The 18,212-nt window shown below is 39.4% G+C and carries 13 protein-coding genes; 3 read left to right on the top strand and 10 right to left on the bottom strand.

The features are described from left to right. Nucleotides 1-49 precede the first annotated feature (49 nt). Together JN11_RS20725 and glgP are read right to left on the bottom strand one after the other, a co-directional pair. Nucleotides 50-886 (bottom strand): hypothetical protein, encoded by an 837-nt coding sequence (locus JN11_RS20725; protein ID WP_144915718.1) that lies wholly within the window; start codon nt 884-886, stop codon nt 50-52. Between the two features lie 171 nt (nt 887-1,057). Next, complete coding sequence (glgP, locus tag JN11_RS20720) at nt 1,058-2,713, bottom strand: alpha-glucan family phosphorylase (RefSeq protein WP_144915715.1); 1,656 nt, start codon at nt 2,711-2,713, stop codon at nt 1,058-1,060. A gap of 208 nt (nt 2,714-2,921) precedes the next feature. Here glgP and dinB point away from each other — a divergent pair, with 208 nt between their 5' ends. Both dinB and JN11_RS20710 read left to right on the top strand, forming a co-directional pair. Continuing rightward, nucleotides 2,922-4,094, top strand: a complete 1,173-nt coding sequence (dinB, locus tag JN11_RS20715; protein ID WP_144915712.1) for a DNA polymerase IV — start codon at nt 2,922-2,924, stop codon at nt 4,092-4,094. Beyond that, the gene (locus tag JN11_RS20710; protein WP_144915710.1) at nt 4,084-7,026 is read left to right on the top strand and encodes a helix-hairpin-helix domain-containing protein; all 2,943 of its coding nucleotides are present in this window, start codon (nt 4,084-4,086) and stop codon (nt 7,024-7,026) included. Before dinB ends, JN11_RS20710 begins: the two co-directional genes overlap by 11 nt. A gap of 102 nt (nt 7,027-7,128) precedes the next feature. Here JN11_RS20710 and JN11_RS20705 read toward each other — a convergent pair whose 3' ends face one another. Continuing rightward, nucleotides 7,129-7,347, bottom strand: coding sequence for a hypothetical protein (locus JN11_RS20705; RefSeq protein WP_144915708.1), 219 nt, complete (start codon nt 7,345-7,347; stop codon nt 7,129-7,131). Nucleotides 7,348-7,769: 422 nt separating this feature from the next. On the opposite strand from JN11_RS20705, the gene JN11_RS20700 reads away from it, so the two are divergent. Further along, nucleotides 7,770-8,096: a hypothetical protein gene (locus JN11_RS20700; RefSeq protein ID WP_144915706.1), complete on the top strand. Its 327-nt coding sequence runs from the start codon at nt 7,770-7,772 to the stop codon at nt 8,094-8,096. A gap of 21 nt (nt 8,097-8,117) precedes the next feature. Here the strand turns inward: JN11_RS20700 and JN11_RS20695 are convergent, their stop codons facing one another. The 7 genes from JN11_RS20695 to fmt form a co-directional block, all read right to left on the bottom strand. Continuing rightward, a complete protein-coding gene (locus JN11_RS20695) occupies nt 8,118-9,062 on the bottom strand; it encodes a D-2-hydroxyacid dehydrogenase family protein (protein WP_144915705.1) in 945 nt (314 codons plus the stop codon). 152 nt (nt 9,063-9,214) lie between these two features. Beyond that, the gene (locus JN11_RS20690; protein ID WP_144915702.1) at nt 9,215-12,367 is read right to left on the bottom strand and encodes an efflux RND transporter permease subunit; all 3,153 of its coding nucleotides are present in this window, start codon (nt 12,365-12,367) and stop codon (nt 9,215-9,217) included. A 77-nt stretch (nt 12,368-12,444) separates the two neighbouring features. Beyond that, on the bottom strand, nt 12,445-13,548 hold the full coding sequence (locus JN11_RS20685; protein ID WP_144915699.1) for an efflux RND transporter periplasmic adaptor subunit: 1,104 nt from the start codon (nt 13,546-13,548) through the stop codon (nt 12,445-12,447). Nucleotides 13,549-13,569: 21 nt separating this feature from the next. Next, nucleotides 13,570-14,853, bottom strand: a complete 1,284-nt coding sequence (locus JN11_RS20680) for a TolC family protein (RefSeq protein WP_144915697.1) — start codon at nt 14,851-14,853, stop codon at nt 13,570-13,572. A 189-nt stretch (nt 14,854-15,042) separates the two neighbouring features. After that, nucleotides 15,043-16,398 carry a sensor histidine kinase gene (locus JN11_RS20675; RefSeq protein WP_144915695.1) on the bottom strand — a complete coding sequence of 452 codons (1,356 nt, stop codon included), beginning with the start codon at nt 16,396-16,398 and terminating at the stop codon, nt 15,043-15,045. 21 nt (nt 16,399-16,419) lie between these two features. Continuing rightward, nucleotides 16,420-17,091, bottom strand: coding sequence for a response regulator transcription factor (locus tag JN11_RS20670; protein ID WP_144915692.1), 672 nt, complete (start codon nt 17,089-17,091; stop codon nt 16,420-16,422). A 145-nt stretch (nt 17,092-17,236) separates the two neighbouring features. Further along, nucleotides 17,237-18,154, bottom strand: coding sequence for a methionyl-tRNA formyltransferase (gene fmt, locus JN11_RS20665; RefSeq protein ID WP_211360868.1), 918 nt, complete (start codon nt 18,152-18,154; stop codon nt 17,237-17,239). Between the last annotated feature and the right edge of the window lie 58 nt (nt 18,155-18,212).

The raw sequence follows: 18,212 nt of genomic DNA, 5'->3' as shown, positions 1-18,212 counted from the left end.
AACCACCGGCGGGTCAATCTGCCGGTGGTTTTTTATTTCGAATAGGATATTAATAAGGGAAAATAAGTAAAGGTACTGAAAGGTGTACCGGAAGAGTATCGGTAATATACCGGCCCAGTATTTCCTCAAAATGAAAGCGGTGGTTTACCATCACCAGTACATCATTATGCATTCCATTAATCAATACATCCACTGTTTTTGAAAGGTCTTTTTCTTTGATATTATTAAAGAGAAGCCGTTCATATTTAACATTATTACATATTTCATCACTAAACACGGCCAGTGCGTATTTTTCAGCCATATCAGGCAATCCTTTGGCTGATGTATGGGCAATTGACAAATCAGCGTTCAATGGTCTGGCCAGTTCTGCCAAATAGCGTACAATTTCAATGCGGCAATACCTTAAATCGGCAATGTAAACCATACGTTCAATATCTTTTATCTGCCAGCTTGCCGGAATCAAAAACAATGGACAAAGTACCTTATTCAGCACTGTATGAATATTGAGATTATGATCTGAAACAGTTGCCGGTAAGGTATCTGACATGCCTTTTATAATCATCCAGGTATGGTTCAGGTTAATCATTTCAGACAGTTTGCTCTCATCCATGTTAGAAATATCCAATTCCTCAATCTCTGGTTTAAAATCAGCAATCTCCTTATTATTCAACGCTTTTAAAAGCTCAGATAATTTTGAAGTCTGATAGCTTTCTATCATGATTTTATCCGCACTACCCACTGTGACCAGTTCAACCGTTTTTTGCGTTTTAACAAAAGTGTTAGCCAGCATAATATTAGCCTGCATCTTTTGGGCTACAGTTAAAGCAAACTCTGCTGCATGTTTGGCTTCAGGAGAGTTGTCGTTGATGATTAATATCGTTTTCATAGGTTTCAGGGATAGCGTAAATTAGGTATTAAAGTAAAATTGAGAATTTTGGGGCAAATAATACATGACGGTGATCACATAATTATTTGAATTTTATCAATTAGGGGGGAGGCAGTGTTTTGTTGTATAAATTTAACGAACTTGATTGGTATTTGGTACTATTTTTACAATTTATAATACATTATACATTATTTTGTAATATTCATCCGCAAGCCTGCCCGCGTCAAATTGAGGCACAATTTCTTTCGATGCCTGTTTCATGATTTTTAACCAATTGTTTTGATTGTTGTAGTACATAGGGATAACCGTATTTTCTAAAATATCCATCAAAGTGCTGGCCTCCTGTTTGTCTTTTTCTTCTACAGGTAATTCATCAGGTGCAGGGGTAATGATAAAACTGTTTTCCTTGTCTTTCGCAAACTCAGGAACCCAACCATCGGGCAGGGATACATTTACAGAACCATTCATAGCTGCTGTCATACCGCTGGTACCTGATGCTTCACGATACATCCTGGGGTTGTTGAGCCAAACATCACTTCCCTTTTTTAGCAGGGCCGATAGTGCCAGTTCATAACCGGTAAGCACTGCGCAATTAGCTAATGGTTTTACCCGGTTCATAATCTGGTTAAAAAGTTCAATGGCGCCATAATCCTCCGGGTAAGGTTTCCCGGCCCAAATAATCTGTACGGGCAACTGTGTATTATTGATGAGCTTAATAAACCGATCCCAATTCTGCATTACCAGGTCGGCACGTTTATAACCGGCAAACCGGCGGGCCCATACTATGGTCAATATGTTTTCATCAAATAGTTTTCCGCATTGATCGGCCACCACTTTAAACAGCTGCCTTTTCATTTCTTTTTTTCTGCGGATAATGGCCTCGTCATTGTTTTTGCTGAAAGCGTCCTCCAGTAAATCGTCCTTCCAGTAAGTTTTATTCTGGGCATTGGTGACAGAGGTGATCTCACAGATGCCCGGGTTGCTTCCCCACATTTTGCGGGCCACCTCCCCATGAATTTTGGATACGCCATTGGCCTTGCCAGCAAACTTAAGTGCAGCAAGCGTATAATTAAAACTATCGCCATCCATACCCAGCAGGCTTTTTACCTCATGCTCCTGCAAATGATAAAAAAACGACATCTCCTTTAACAAACCATAACCATGCGATTCATTTCCTGCCATTTCAGGGGTATGGGTGGTAAACACCACGCGTTTTTTTACTTCATCAAGATTTTTGTATTTGGCGTACAGGTAAAAATTCAATGGCAGCGAATGCCCTTCATTCATATGATAAACCTTCGGCTCCATCTGTAGTATTTCCAGCAGCATGGCACCGCCAACGCCTAATACCAGGCTTTGTGCAATACGGGTTGCTTCATTCAAATCATACAACTTATGGGTAATGCTGCGCGAGAGTTCGTCATTCTCCTCAATATCTGTACTTAATAAAAATAAAGGTGCCGAACCAAATGTTTCCGGTTTTAGCAAAAAGGCTTTTACGTGTACCGGGGCATCATGTACCGGTACGGTAAAAACAATACCCGTATCTACTAAAAAAAAATAATTTTTTTCAATAAATTCAGGCTTCATTAAGGCATTGCCATCGCGAAGCTGATCATAATAACCATACTTCCACAGCATACCTATGCCCACCAGATTTTGCTTGAGTTCATAAGCACTGCGCAGGTGTGAGCCTGCCAGAAAGCCTAAGCCGCCGCTATAAATTTTAAGGGATTGGTCTATCGCAAACTCCATAGAGAAGTAAGCCACCGGGGTACTATATTTTTTATCCGGCTTGTAGCCGAAAATGTCGTTTTTGCTAATCATCACCAACTAAACCCTAACCGCAGCACTTGGTTTCATTGCAACAAAAAAATGACATATAATGGAAAAACAAGCCCCTGTGGACGATTATTGGTATATGATAATGTAGTAAATGCAAATTCAATATTTTGCAATTGCTAATATTTTTAGTATTATATTTGCTGTGAATTTATGCTGAAACGTTTTTTTATACCTTGTTTTAATTAATGATATGCAAAGGCAGATCATAAACCTTGATATGGATTGTTTTTTTGTGGCTGTTGAGGTTTTGAAAGACAACCGATTAAAAAACAGGCCCGTGGCTATTGGCGGCAATGCCGACCGGGGCATTCTTACTTCTGTAAGCTACGAGGCCCGTAGGTTAGGTGTTTATGGCGGTATGCCAACCCGAATGGCCAAACAGCTTTGCCCGCAGCTGCATATTGTAAAAGGTAATGCCGATGAGTATAGCAAATACTCGCACATGGTTACTGAAGTAATAAGGGAAAGAGTGCCGGTAATGGAAAAGGCGGCCATTGATGAGCATTATGTGGACATGACCGGAATGGACAAATATATTGGTACGCTCAAATTTGCCCACGAATTGCGTACCAAGGTAATTGATGAAACAGGATTACCTTTAACTTTTGGCTTATCGGTAAATAAAACGGTGAGTAAAATTGTGGCCAATGAACATAAGCCCAATGGTGAGGGGTATATTGAATTGCCTGGAGTACAGCAATTTCTTAATCCTTTATCCATCAAAAAAATACCTGGCGTGGGTGATACTACCTACATTAAACTTAGCGAGATGGGCGTGAGGCAGATTTATACGCTGATACAAATACCTGCCGAAATGATGTTCAGAATAATGGGGCAAAATGGTATTACCTTATGGCAAAAGGCAAACGGTATTGATAACACACCGGTAATTCCCTACCGCGAAAATAAATCAATAAGCGATCAGCGCGATTTTACAACCGAAAGTATGGATGTAGAACGGATACGACAGCTGATTGCAACCATGATAACCGAACTGGCCTATGAACTGCGTAAACAGCATAAGCTTACGGCATGCATAACTGTTACCATCCGCTACGCTAATTTTGAAACTGTTACTAGGCAGGCCCGTATTGCCTATACTTCGTTAGATTTTACACTGATAGAGAAAGCCAAGGAATTGTTTGATAAAGCTTATGACCGCCGTATGTTGTTGCGTTTGGTGGGTATCCGCTTGTCGCATTTGGTAGGTGGTTTTGAGCAGATAGATCTTTATAGTACCAGTAACGAACAATACAGCTTATACCAGTCAATGGATAAAATACGTAACCGGTTTGGCAAAAAGGCTATTGTAATTGCCTCATCGTTAAAACCTAATCCTAAAAGCAGGCCCGATGTATCTTAACACGCACTCGCAGTTTAGTTTGCGGTATGGAACCATGGATATTAAAACCCTGTTGAAACATGCCAAAGCTAATGGTGTGGAGCAATTGGCGCTTACAGATATTAATAATTCATCAGGAATGATGGAGTTTGTGCGCCAGGCCAATCAATGCGGTATTAAACCCATTGCCGGGATGGCATTTCACCGGGATAAACAACTCTTATACATCGGTATTGCTCGTAACCGGGAAGGTTTTAAAGAGTTGAATGATTTTTTAACGTTTCATAATATTAATAACAAGCCCCTGCCTAATAAGCCATGGGATTTTCAAAACGTTTATGTTGTTTATCCTTTTTGTGGCGATACGAATGTTCATTTAAAGGAAAATGAATACATCGGCATCAGGCACGAACAGTTGAATAACATTTTCGGCAAACCCCTTGCCGGTATAAAAGATAAACTGATTGCCCTGAACCCGGTAACTGTTGCTAATAAAATAGAATATCGCCTGCATGAATACCTGTGTGCTATTGATCTGAATACACTATTAACTAAAGTAGGAGAGCATAATAAATGCAAACCCGGTGAAATGTTTTTACCGGTTGATGAACTGCGCGAATTTTTTTCCATGTATCCCTTTATCATCAGCAATACAGAAAAGTTGATGACCGATTGTTCTATCAAAGTACCGGAAGAAAAATCAAGAAACAAAAAAACATTTACCGGAAGCATACAAGGTGATTATGAACGACTTTATGAGCTCACTATGCAGGGAATGTTGTACCGCTTTGGGAATAATAATGCCAAAGCAAAAAAGAAAATTGATAATGAACTGCAGGTTATCCGCGATCAGGGTTTTGCTCCTTATTTTCTGATTACGCATGATATCATTATGCATTTTATGGATAAGGGATATTATCATGTGGGCCGCGGTTCGGGTGCTAATAGCACAGTGGCTTATTGCCTGCGCATTACGGATGTAGACCCCCTGGAACTCGATTTGTATTTTGAACGGTTTTTAAACAAATCCAGAACCTCGCCGCCCGATTTTGATATAGACTATAGCTGGGATCAGCGGGAAGCGGTACAGCAATATATTTTTGATAAATATACCCCGCAGCATACTGCTTTACTGGGTACTATGAGCACATTTAAAGATAGATCTGTAATTCGTGAAATAGGTAAGGTAATGGGACTGCCGCAGGCAGAGATTGATAGTTTTACAGACAAAACGAATAGCTATAGTCACGATAATAACCCGGCTTATAAAAAAATACAGGCCATTTATGGGTACATGCAGAATATGCCCAATCAGCGCTCCATCCACGCCGGTGGGGTGTTGATATCAGAAGAGCCGATAACCTATTTTACGGCCCTTGATATGCCGCCCAAGGGTATGCCCACCGTACAATGGGATATGTACGAGGCCGAAGCTATTGGTTTTGAGAAATTTGATATCCTGAGTCAGCGGGGGATAGGGCATATTAAGGAAGCTGCGCAATTAATTGCCGATAACCAGGATAAAAAGGTAGATATACATGCAGTAAAGCAATTTAAAGAAGATGCAGTGATTAATACCCGCCTAAAAACGAGCAATAGTATAGGTTGTTTTTATATCGAATCGCCGGCTATGCGGCAGTTGCTCAGCAAGCTGCGTTGTGGCAATTATCTCACTCTTGTTGCTGCCAGCTCTATCATTAGGCCGGGTGTGGCACAATCAGGCATGATGCAGGCTTATATCCGTAATTTTCATGCACCGGCTAAAGTGGTTTACCTGCACCCGGTGATGGAAGAGCAGCTGAGAGAAACCTACGGCGTAATGGTGTACCAGGAAGATGTAATAAAAATATGTATCCACTATGCCGGTATGGATGGCTCGGATGCAGATATTTTACGCCGGGGCATGAGTGGTAAATATCGTTCGCGGGTGGAGTTTGATAAATTGGTGGATAAGTTTTTTGCCGGAGCCAAAGCACTGGGCAGACCTGATGATATTACTGCCGAGGTATGGCGGCAGGTATCCAGCTTTGCGGGATATAGTTTTTCAAAAGCACATTCGGCCAGTTTTGCGGTAGAGAGCTACCAGAGCCTTTTCCTGAAAACGTATTATCCCAGGGAGTTTATGGTAGCTGTATTGAATAATTATGGGGGCTTCTACTCACGCTGGCTATATGTACACGAGCTGCAAAAAGCAGGTGCCACAGTGCATTTACCCTGTGTAAACCACAGTGAATCAAAAGTGAACATAAAAGGAACCGATGCTTTCTTGGGTTTGATAGGCATATCCGGGTTCGAAAACAGGTATCATGAAAGCATCCCCGAAGAACGTAAGTTGAATGGTACGTTTATTAACCTGGAAGATTTTATAAAGCGGACAGGCATCACTCTTGAGCAATGCATCATACTGATAAGGGTAGGGGCATTGCGTTTTACCGGCAACAGTAAAAAAGAATTGCTTTGGGAGGTACATAATTATCTGGGCAACAAACCTCCATCCAAGCCAGGAAATGAATTGTTTAACATCCCTGCCAAAAAGTATAGCCTGCCCGAATTGGTTAATACTAATTTGGAAAATGCTTATCACGAATTGGAGCTTTTAGGGTTCCCATTGTCGCTTACCATGTTTGATATGCTTAAAACGGACTACAGGGGTGATTTTATGGCTAAGGATATGATAAACAATATCGGAAAAACAGTGCGAATGATAGGGAATTATATATGTGAAAAAACGGTGCATACCAAAAAAGATACCCTAATGTGGTTTGGCACTTTTCTGGATGCCGAAGGCGATTTTTTTGATACTACTCACTTCCCTAATACTACGCCCAATTATCCCTTTAGGGGTAAAGGCTGTTACCTGATAGAAGGTAAAGTAGTGCAGGATTTTGATTTTCCCAGTATTGAAGTATTAAGGTTTGAGAAGCTGGAGATTAAAGCCAACCCGGTGTATTAAAATAAAAAAGGTATGCCACATAACGAAGCATACCAATATCTATAATAGTACGTATAGCTAAGCTATCGTACATATACTTAAAAAATCAATATAAGATTTATATTAAGATTTCTTTTCAGTGTGGCTCACATAGTAAAATACGGCGCCAACAAAAGTAAAGATAATACCGATGAACACAGGCCATTCAGAAACCTGGTTACCGCTGCGGTCAATGGTCATTGAATCAGAATCAACAGGATTAACCTGGCCTCTGTAATAGATAACTAAACCGATGGTGATGATTATTCCGGCAATAAAAAGAGCTACACTAATTTTCTTCATAACGTTTTAAGCTAAACAGACTGTTTAACAGCCGGGCGTAAAGGTATAAAATTTTGAAATTTTTAATTCATCAAAAAGCACAAAATCTATAAAATTTATATGTCGATAAGAAACGTGCAGCAAAGGCAGCAATCGCTTTTAAAAACAGGAGGCTCCGATGGAGCCGTTAAAACATCATCTTATATCCTATAAACAGGTAGTTCCGCTGGAACTGTTGGGGTTTCAATCAAAGACTCCGGCGGAGTCACCTGTTTATAGCATAAATGAATATAACTAGTGGCTCCGTAGGTGCCCCCTAATTGCCATTGAGTTTAAAAGCAATTTCCCTGGCAGGAAAGGTTATTTTGATGCTTAATCAAATAATAATTATTGAAACCAACAAAGAATAGCATTCGTATAATGGAATATAAATTGTTGGTAGTATGCACCCCGAGATTGAAGCTGTGTTAAAGAATGCAGATAATGAGGATATTATCCTTAACTATATTACTATTGCCAATGCAGAAAAACTGCTGAACTATATCGAAGATATTAATCTGCAAAGAACCGGCAGATTTGAGTTCACACCTGCAGATAGCCTTTATTTATTGTGGCAGATAGATAATATGGAAATTCACATTGAATGCCTGAGTAATGGAAAAATATTATACACTTTCCGGAATAAAGGCCGTACCAATTCCAGTGGTATCTCATCAGTTGATGAGTTTATTTACCTGCTCGAGAAATACTTACTCACAAGTATTTTCTAATCAACATACTTTAACTGAAGTTTAATTCCGCTGGTTCAGCCATTCTTCAATAGCCTTTACGGTATCTTCATAAAACAGCCTGTACGTATTTTCAGTAACATAGCCAATGTGAGGCGTTGCCAGCACATTTTTTAGTTTTCTGAAAATATGTTCCTTGGGTAGTGGTTCTGTATCAAATACATCTAATGCTGCGCCTGCAATCTTTTTTTCCTGGAGTACTTCTATTAATGCTTTTTCATTAACTAGTGGTCCCCTGGAGGTATTGATGAAATAGGCTGTAGGTTTCATGAGTTCCAGATCTTTTTTTTGAAGGATACCTCTTGATCTGTCGCTTAAAACCAGATGAATAGTTACAAAATCAGCTTCTTTTAATAACGTTTCTTTACTCACCAACTTTGCACCTGCTTCTGCCGCTTTTTCTTCGGTAAGATTTTGGCTCCAGGCAATCACATTCATGTCAAAAGCTTTTGCATAGGAGGCTATCTTGCTTCCAATATTACCCAAACCTATTATGCCTATTATTTTACCAACCAGATCGGTGCCTATAGTAGTTTGCCAGTTGCCTGAAATTAAATTGTTGTTTTCAGCCGGAATGTTACGTGCTATTGCCATCAGCAATGCCCAGGTTATTTCGGGGGCGCCTGTGCCAATATAGCCGGTTGGTTTTATTTCAATACCTAATTCTTCGGCTGCTTTCATATCAATGGAGGCATTGCGTTTGCCAGTTGATACAATAAGTTTCAGGTTGGGTAATCTTTCCAAACGTTGCCTGTTTAGTGGTGTGCGTTCCCTCATGGCGCAAATCACCTGGTAGGGGAGTAAGCGTTCAATAACTGCTGCATCATCAGTCAAATGGTTATTGAAAACAGTTATTTCAACCTGTGTTTTTAATGCCGACCAATCGGCCATAGTAAATGCCACACCTTGATAGTCGTCTAATACAGCAACTTTTATTTTCTCGCTCATAAGTTTATAATCCCTGTAAAATTAGGAATATTTATATGACGGATTGGGAAATGATTTGTTTGCAATAGTTTAAACAGTTGTATCAGGCAGGTACAGCAATGCTGCACCGCCTTCAACAACCTTAATAAGCACTTAGGGGTATTAAGTATTTTTTACCTGGTGGTTTCGTCGCTTTTACGGTAGGCCCATCCAAAAATGAGCGGGAATACCCAAAGACTAAAGAGCATAGCGCAAAGGATACCTCCAATTACTACACGTGCCAATGGTCTTGAACTTTCTGAGCCTATTCCGTGCGATAATGCTGCCGGGCATAAGCCAATAGCAGCCATCAGGGCCGTCATCATTACCGGTCTTATTCTTGAATTTACACCAAGTTTAATTGCTGTATATAGCGTAAGGCGTTCGCCCTTAATCGTATCCAGGTTGTGTTTAAATACAGTGATAAGCAGTACACCATCCTGTATACAAATACCAAACAGTGCAATAAAGCCTATACCTGCCGATATACTGAAATTGGTTCCGGTAATAAGTAAAGCCGCAATACCACCCACTATGGCGAAAGGTACGTTAAGGAATACCAGGGCTGCATCTTTGAAATTGCCAAACATAATGAACAGCAATGCAAATATTAATGCTAAACTTACCGGTACCACCTGCATCAAGCGTTTTTCGGCACGTTTCTGGTTTTCAAAATCACCTTGCCAGGCCATATGGTAACCACGTTTCAGTTTAACTTTGGCATTTACTTTTTGCTGTGCTTCGGCAATGGTACTACCCATATCCCTGCCGCGAACAGAGAATTTAAGCGTGGCAAAGCGCTCGTTTTCATCCCTGAAAATTAAGCAGGGCCCTGTTTTTTGAGTAATGGAGGCTATTTCCTTAACCGGAACTTTTGCCCCGCTTTGAGTTGGCACCAACAGGTTGCCGATATCGTCAGGTGTTTTTCTGAAAGCCTCAGGGAAGCGGACCCTGATATCAAAGGTTCTTACACCTTCGTACAGGGTAGAAGCAGATTGGCCTCCAATAGCCATAGCAATTACAGAGTTGGCATCGGCAGTAGTTACTCCGTATTGAGCCATTTTCTGCTGATCGAGGTTAATATCAAGCTCAGGTAAACCAATACTTTTTAGCACACCTAAATCTGTGATGCCTCTTACTCCTTTCAATATGTTATACACCTCATTGGTTTTGTCTTCCATATAGTTAAGCGAATCACCATAAACTTTTACTACTATAGAGCCTTTTACACCCGAAACCGCTTCCTCAACATTATCACTAATAGGCTGCGAAAAGTTAAGATCGGCCCCTGGCAATACAGAAAGTTTAGCATTCATTTGGCTGATCAGCTCTTCCTTTGAGATCTTAGGCTTCCAATCATCTTCCGGATACATCAGTACGTTAAACTCATTATTATAAAATCCGGCCACGTCTGTACCATCATCCGGTCGCCCGGTTTGAGAAACTACGTATTGTACCTGAGGAAAAGTCATTAATATTTTGCGAACTTGTTTGGACGTTTCTACAGATTTATCTAATGATACACTATAAGGCAACTGCACGCGAAGCCATATGGAGCCTTCGTCAAGCTCGGGCAAAAACTCACTTCCTAAAAATTTAAAGGCAAATAGCCCTAAAACCATTACAATAAGGGATGTGGTTACTACTACTTTTTTATATTTAAATGCAGAGGTAAAACCAAATAGCATAAAAGCGGTAAGTCTGTGCACAAAAGGATTGTGTTTTTCGTGTACATTCTTTCTCAGCAGCATGCTGATCAGTACTGGTACAAGCGTTAACGTAGTGATAAGCGCACCCAATAATGCAAAACCCAATGTATAAGCTAATGGAGAGAATAACTTGCCCTCAACTTTTTGAAAGGCAAATACAGGTAACAGGCCTGTTATAATAATTAGTTTGGCAAAAAATATAGCTTTACCCAATACTGCACCATTATTTTTAATCCAGCCGAGTTTGATCCGGTTATTGAACCGGTCCATCCCCATCTGTAGGGCCTTGTGATCAAGGATAACGAACATGCCTTCAACCATTACTACGGCGCCATCAATGATGATCCCGAAATCAACCGCGCCCAAAGAGAGTAGGTTTGCCGACATGCCCATTAAGTGCAGACAAATAAAGGCAAACAGCAGCGCCATTGGAATAATAATGGAAACGATAAGGGTGGTTCGCCAGTTAAACATAAACAGCGATACCAGGAAGGTAACCAGCAATATCCCCTCAATAAGGTTATGTAAAACGGTATGTGTAGCGAAACCTATGAGGTTTGACCGATCGTAAAATGGAACTATTTTGGTATCAGCAGGCAGGATGTCATTATTTAATTTGTTTACCTCCTGTTTAAGGGCATTAATTACTTCGGTGGGGTTTTCACCTTTACGCATTACAATTATCGCCTCAACCGCATCTTCATCGTCTTTTACTTCTCTTTTGCCGTCTTTATCAAATATGGCATCGCTGCGGCCTACCCAGCCTAGGCGCGGAACGTTAGAAATAGATACCGTGGCAACATCTTTTACCAATACAGGTGTGCCGTTGTTAGTACTGATAACGATGTTTTTTATTTGATTGATGTTTTTAATTAGCCCCAAACCCCGCACAGCAAATGACTGGTTGTTTTGCTCAATCATATCACCGCCTACGTTGATGTTGGTTTTTTGTACAGCAGCAAATACATCCAGCGGCGTAATGCCCAGTGTTGCCAGTTTGCCCGGATCGGCAGTTATTTCGTAAGTTTTAGTTTTACCACCAAAGCTGTTGATATCGCCTATACCCTGAATAGCTCTTAAGCGGCGGTCAATTATCCAGTCTTGTATGGTTTTTAATTCCCTTACATCCCTAAAGGTGCTTTTTAAGGTGTATCTGAAAATTTCGCCGGTAGGGCCGGTAGGAGGTTGTACTGCCGGTACAATGCCGTTTGGCAGTGTTGCATTATTCAGCAGGAACATTACCTGCTGGCGTGCCTCCTGATCCTGTACATTATCGTCAAATATTACTTTAACATAGCTCAACCCGAATATGGTGGTTGAACGCAGGCTTACCTTTTTTTGAACCGGGTTTAAAGCTATTTCAATGGGGATAGTTACCAGTTTTTCAACCTCTTCGGCACTTTGACCAGGCCATTGTGTAATAATATCTATTTCTGTATTAGTAACATCAGGAAAGGCCTCAATTGGCATTTGCATAAAGGTTATTATCCCTGAAACAACCAGTAAGGCAGCCAAAAATATAATAAGGTATTTGTTTTTTAATGAAAATCCAATAATACCCCTTAAAAACTTAATCATTATCTATTTATTTATCGAACATTCGGATTATGCCATAAACCTGCATAAGCTATTATTCGCTGATTTTTTAATTAACCTTAACTGTTTAATGAACCGTAAATAAGCAGGGCATTTGAGCCTATAACTCTTTCACCTGGTTTTAAGCCGCTTTTTATATAAGCTGTTTTTCCATTTATGCTGATGATGCTTACCGGCCTTATTTGTACATCTTTTTTGCCGGTTAAAATAATTACATAGTACTGGCTGTTATCAAATACCAGATCCTTGTTTGATATGGAAATTGCCTGCGTATTTTCCTTATTGTAAACCGTTACGGTTGTAAACATCTGCGGTTTTAATTGATAGCCGGGGTTTTTTAACACAACCCTCATTTTCATTACTTTGCTGGTGGGGTCAAGTACGCTCATCAGTTTATCAACTGTTCCTTTAAAAACTAAGTCAGGATAAGCAATGGTAGTTACATCCGCTTCTTCGCCTTCACGTACCTTTGATATGTTTTCTTCATACACATTTGCCTGTACCCAAACATCTTTCAGATCGGATATGGTAAATAAGCCGGTATTATTATCCGTACGGATAGACATACCATTATTTGCATTTTTTTGAACAATGAAGCCTTCTATAGGTGCTTTAATAAGGTATTCACCATTTTTGTTATCACCATTAATGCTCAATATTTTCTGAGCTGCTGTTTTAGCAGCAACAGCCTGCTCATAATTGGCTTCGGCATTAGTAATATCAACCTGCGAAGCCAAACCACTTTTGTACAAGTCTTTTTGCTGATCGAGCTGTTTGGCTGTTAGCCTCAAGTTTGCTTCTGCATTTACCAAACTGGCATTGTAATTAGCAATTTCAGAGCTCTTTACTACGCCCAATACCTGTCCGGCTTTAACATAATCACCTGGCATTACAGTAATACCACTCACATTACCACTCACCAATGGGAAAACGTTAATTACTTTGTCGGTATTAAAATCAACCGCACCATTGAATTTTATTTCATCTGTAATGGCCGACGTTTTAACCGTATCCACTATCAGCGTACGCATCAATGAATCAGGAATTACGTAGGGCTGTCTTACATCGTCATTTGTCTCGTTCGATTTACAGGAAATAACATTAGCTATTAAAAAGCAAGCAGTTAATGTATATAAGCTGTATTTTATTGTCCTTATATTCATAGAAATAGTATGTGTAATATTTTATTGCTGATTGAAAAATGGTGTACCTGTAACATAGTTAAGCTGCTCAAGCGCCGTAATACGGTTAAGTAATATGCTGTTTAGCTGCACAACATTTGTTTTATATGAATCATAGTAGTCCAGAAACTCCAGTAAGCCCAAGTTTCTTTTCTGATAGTTTATAAGTACCTCATGAATTAGTTTGGTGAAATCTGTTTTAAACTGTGGATCAAAGCCGTTATATAGTTTTTCAACACGAACCGCATTTTTATAACCTGTTGCAACATCGCTTTCTACCTGGTTTTGCTGGTTTTGAAACTGTACCTTACTTTGGTCTATAGCTATGCGGGCTTGTTTAATGCCACCTTGGTTGTGGTTCCAAAAGGGTAAATTAAATTCAACCCCTGCACCTAAAAAGTTATTACCGTAGCCACCAAGTCTATCATAATTAATGGAAAATGAAACATCAGGTACTGCAGTAGCTTTTTGAAGCTGTAAATTCATGTTATTATAGTCGATAGCCATTTTGGCGTTTCTCAAATCATACCGGTTTGAGTAAGCCGAATCAACCAATTGCTTATAGAGTACACTGTTTACCGTATTTTTGGTAATAATATCGTCTGTAACAACGGGTTCAACAGTAGTGCCTACTGGTGCTTTGATCAGGATTTTAAATTCACTCTCTATAGTATCAATGCCGGTAATAAGGCCGGTGTACTCTGCTTGCAGAGAATAAAGCTGAGCTTGTATACGCAGTACTTCTTTTTGGGCGATATAACCTTTTGCATATTCTTCTTTATAAACAGTCAGGGTTTTTGCCAAAGAATTAATTTCTTCATCATAAACCTTTGCCGATTGCTGTTGGTAATAAATGGAATAGAAATCAGTACGCAGCGTATATTTTAATGTCCTGATTAGATCAAAAAACTGGAACTTAGCCTGTTCGACACCAATTTTTGCCAATTGAATATTTTTGTTACGCTTACCTGCAGTGTAAAATAACTGCGAAACGCTAAATGATTGCTCTTTATAAGCCGGACCCTGACTAACATCACTGGCATAGATACCATTATTGAAATTGAAATCAGGATTTTGAAATAAACGGGCAGTAATAATCTGTGCACTCGCGTTATCAATATTGTACCGTTGTGCAATAAGCTGAAGGTTGTTTTTTAAGAAACGGTCTTCGGCTTGTTTAATAGTTATTTTTAATGTATCGGCAGGAGCCTGGGCTTTGGTTGATAATGCAGTGATGCAACAAACTAATAGTACGGAAGATGTTTTACGGAAAAATTTGTTAAGCATGTTTTATAAATTAAATAATAGAAATATGCATGGATAAGCTCATTCTAAAATCGTCCCAAAAATAGGTAAAAACAATCGTGCCAAACTAAAACTGTCGTTAGAGTGTTATTAGAAATATATTAAAATTTTTTAATGTGGGGTGCGATAATTGCACTGAAAGAAATCAATTATACAATTATTTTCAATAAATCACAAATTAGGGAAGATTAAATGAAAGGTTGTTCCCTTATTCAATTCAGATTCCACTTCAACTGTGCCATTGTGCAGGCGTATAATATTATTGGTTAAAGAGAGCCCGATTCCATAACCCGGATAATACAAAGCGTTGGTAGAACGGAAAAACGGTTGGAATATTTTACTGATGTCTTTTGGTTCTATTCCAATGCCATTATCAGTTATAGTTACATGAATGCCTTTTATATCGCAGTGTATTTCACAATAAATCTCCTTATTATCAGAAAACTTGAGTGCGTTTTTGATGATATTACTGATGCCGATGAAAAGCAGTTGCCGGTTACCCATTAAACTATATTTTGCCGGATCATAAGGCAGGTTATATTTTATATTAATATTGTTTTCATTACCCTTAACAGACAACTCATCTTTTATCTCCCAAATCAATTCATCCATCCTTATTGGTTGAAATTCATAATTGGCAGCGTTGGTTTGCATTAAATCCATCAAACTGTTAATAATATAATTAAGCCGTTCGGTTTCTTTAATAATGTTGCTGAGCGTTGATTTATAATCTTCGTTGGTACGCTCGTGCATTAAGGTAATTTCAGCCTCACCCAGTATGGTGGTTATGGGTGTGCGCAATTCGTGTGATGCATTGGCAATAAACGATTTCTGGCTTTCAAATGATTGCTCCAAATGTTCCAGCAGATTATTAATGGTTAATGAAAGAACGTCAATTTCGTCTTTCTTTTTGGTGGCGATAGGTAAGCGGAGATCGAGGCTCGTTGAGCGGATCCTTTTAAGGTTACTGGTTATTTTAACAATAGGTATTAACGCAATGCGTGAGAAAACGCTGCCCATAAAATAGGTTATAAATAATGATGCCAGGAAAAAGAAAAACATAATCAGTCCCAGATCATAGATGTAGTGATAGCCATTATGGTCAATAGCCGAAACCATGATGATATAATTGCCAGAGTTATCTACATAATAAATACCTGTTATTTGCCTATTGCCTTCAGTTATATGAACCAGCTTTTGCGAAACAACTCCTTTTAAAATAGTGGTATCCCAGCGAAGCGTTCCCTCATGAATAAACTTGGCGTGGAATTGATCGTCATAAATGCGGATGGTTTCGTCAGATAATGATTGTGGGAACTTCTTTATTACACTTTTGAAGTTTTCTTTTGATAAGTTGTCTTCTGCCAGGTAAAACTGGCCAACGGTAACCGCGCGGTCATCCAGTTTGTCGAAAAAGGTTTTAACCCGGTTGTGCTCAACAAATAAATAAATGCCCGTTAAAACTACCAGCAGCAACACCGCAAACATAAAGGTGAACTGAAGCGATAACCTATCCTTAACTTTCAACTAATTTGTTTTTAATTTATATTAGTCCCTGATCATGTATCCCATGCCTATAACCGTGTGGATAAGTTGTTTGGAATAGCCCTTATCGACTTTTGTGCGTAAGTAATTGATATAAACATCAATTAAATTGGTTCCACGGTTAAAGTTAATTCCCCAAACGGCTTCGGCAATGTATACCCTTGATAATACCCGGTTTTTGTTATACATTAATACCTCAAGCAGGGTAAATTCCTTTACGGTTAGTGTTATCATGTTACCGCCGCGTGTAACTGTTTTTCTGAAACAATCCATCTGTAGGTCGGCAACCTGGTAAACAGTACCCGGCAGCACCATTGACCTGCGCCGATCAAGCGCTTTGATGCGGGCCAGTAATTCTTCAAAATGAAAGGGTTTGGTTAAGTAATCGTCGGCACCGTTTTCAAGTCCCTGTACTTTATCATTTACGGTGCCCAATGCACTTAGCATTAAAATGGGTACTTCCTTTTTAAATTCCCTTATCTGCCTGCAAACTTCAAATCCATTTACCTGGGGAAGAATTACATCCAGAATAATGAGTTCAAAATCCTGTTCTAATGCCAGCCTGCTACCCAAACTACCATCATAAACAGCTGTAACATTATGAAATTGCTCTTCTAATCCCTTTTTTATAAATGCAGCAACCTTAGGCTCATCTTCAATTAGCAGTATCTTCATTTAGCCTTTTGTGTTATAGTAATTGTTTCAAAGATAGTTGTGGGTTAATAAAAAGTATTCTTATTAAAACATTTTAATATGCTGATGCACTTATGGGTACAAAGCTATGTTAAAAACAGTAAATGGATTGTAAAAAGAAATCTGATTATAGTTTTACGCCTCTTAAAAACTGTTGTATGTCCATTTGTTTTTTGCCTTCCAGTTGCACATCTGTTAATCTTACAAATCCATCTGTAGCAGCAAACTTTAAATAGGTTTTGCCGTCTGTTAAAAAGCTTCCGGGTTGTTGGCCGGTTTCGGTTACATCGTATTCTGCCAGATATATTTTTAATATCTTTTCGTTAAGATAGGTATAGGCAGTTGGTACAGGGCTTAAACCACGTATTTTGTTATAAATGCTTTCTGCAGATTTATTCCAGTCTATCAAACAATCTTCTTTAAATATTTTGGGGGCGTGCTTTAATTCCACGCCCTCCAACAATTGCGATTGCGGGTGCTCATTAAACCTGCCGCTTTCCACACCTTTTACGGTTTTAACTAATAAGCCTGCGCCTTTATTCATCAGGCGGTCATGCAGTTCGCCGGCTGTTTCGTGGCCTGTAAGGGTTACTTTTTCGGTAAATAATATATCGCCGGTATCAATTTCCTGTTTTAAAAAAAAGGTTGTTACACCGCTCTCTTTTTCGCCATTAATAAGCGCCCAATTTATTGGGGCAGCTCCGCGATATTGTGGCAATAAAGATGCATGCAGATTGATGGTTCCTTTTGGAGGCATGTTCCATACTACTTCGGGCAGCATACGGAAGGCTACCACAACCTGTAAATCGGCATGTAGTGATTTTAATTCATCTAAAAACTCAGGGCTTTTTAATTTTTCGGGCTGAAGTACTTTAATGTTGTTTAATAATGCATATTGTTTTACTGCTGATTCGTTTAACTTTTGACCCCTGCCCGCCGGTTTGTCCGGAGCGGTTACCACTGCTACAATATCGCAGCCGGCAGTGATCAGGGCATCTAACGAAGTTACTGCAAACTGGGGGGTGCCCATAAATACAATTCTCATAAGCGGAAATACTCTAAATTCCTAAAGTTAGCAATAAACCTTAAATTATTGCTGTTTG

It is taken from the genome of Mucilaginibacter frigoritolerans (genome assembly GCF_007830615.1).
GTDB classification, from domain to species: domain Bacteria; phylum Bacteroidota; class Bacteroidia; order Sphingobacteriales; family Sphingobacteriaceae; genus Mucilaginibacter; species Mucilaginibacter frigoritolerans.
The sequence above is the reverse complement of the archived record's forward strand: the minus strand, read 5'-3'. Positions and strand labels throughout refer to the sequence as shown.

Bases quoted from the DNA above. Each gene is read 5' to 3' on its own strand.
- JN11_RS20690 (WP_144915702.1), bottom strand. From the start codon at position 12,367: ATGATTAAGTTTTTAAGGGGTATTATTGGATTTTCATTAAAAAACAAA.
- fmt (WP_211360868.1), bottom strand. From the start codon at position 18,154: ATGAGAATTGTATTTATGGGCACCCCCCAGTTTGCAGTAACTTCGTTA.
- JN11_RS20725 (WP_144915718.1), bottom strand. From the start codon at position 886: ATGAAAACGATATTAATCATCAACGACAACTCTCCTGAAGCCAAACAT.
- JN11_RS20670 (WP_144915692.1), bottom strand. From the start codon at position 17,091: ATGAAGATACTGCTAATTGAAGATGAGCCTAAGGTTGCTGCATTTATA.
- dinB (WP_144915712.1), top strand. From the start codon at position 2,922: ATGCAAAGGCAGATCATAAACCTTGATATGGATTGTTTTTTTGTGGCT.
- JN11_RS20705 (WP_144915708.1), bottom strand. From the start codon at position 7,347: ATGAAGAAAATTAGTGTAGCTCTTTTTATTGCCGGAATAATCATCACC.
- JN11_RS20680 (WP_144915697.1), bottom strand. From the start codon at position 14,853: ATGCTTAACAAATTTTTCCGTAAAACATCTTCCGTACTATTAGTTTGT.
- JN11_RS20685 (WP_144915699.1), bottom strand. From the start codon at position 13,548: ATGAATATAAGGACAATAAAATACAGCTTATATACATTAACTGCTTGC.
- JN11_RS20710 (WP_144915710.1), top strand. From the start codon at position 4,084: ATGTATCTTAACACGCACTCGCAGTTTAGTTTGCGGTATGGAACCATG.
- JN11_RS20700 (WP_144915706.1), top strand. From the start codon at position 7,770: ATGCACCCCGAGATTGAAGCTGTGTTAAAGAATGCAGATAATGAGGAT.
- JN11_RS20695 (WP_144915705.1), bottom strand. From the start codon at position 9,062: ATGAGCGAGAAAATAAAAGTTGCTGTATTAGACGACTATCAAGGTGTG.
- glgP (WP_144915715.1), bottom strand. From the start codon at position 2,713: ATGATTAGCAAAAACGACATTTTCGGCTACAAGCCGGATAAAAAATAT.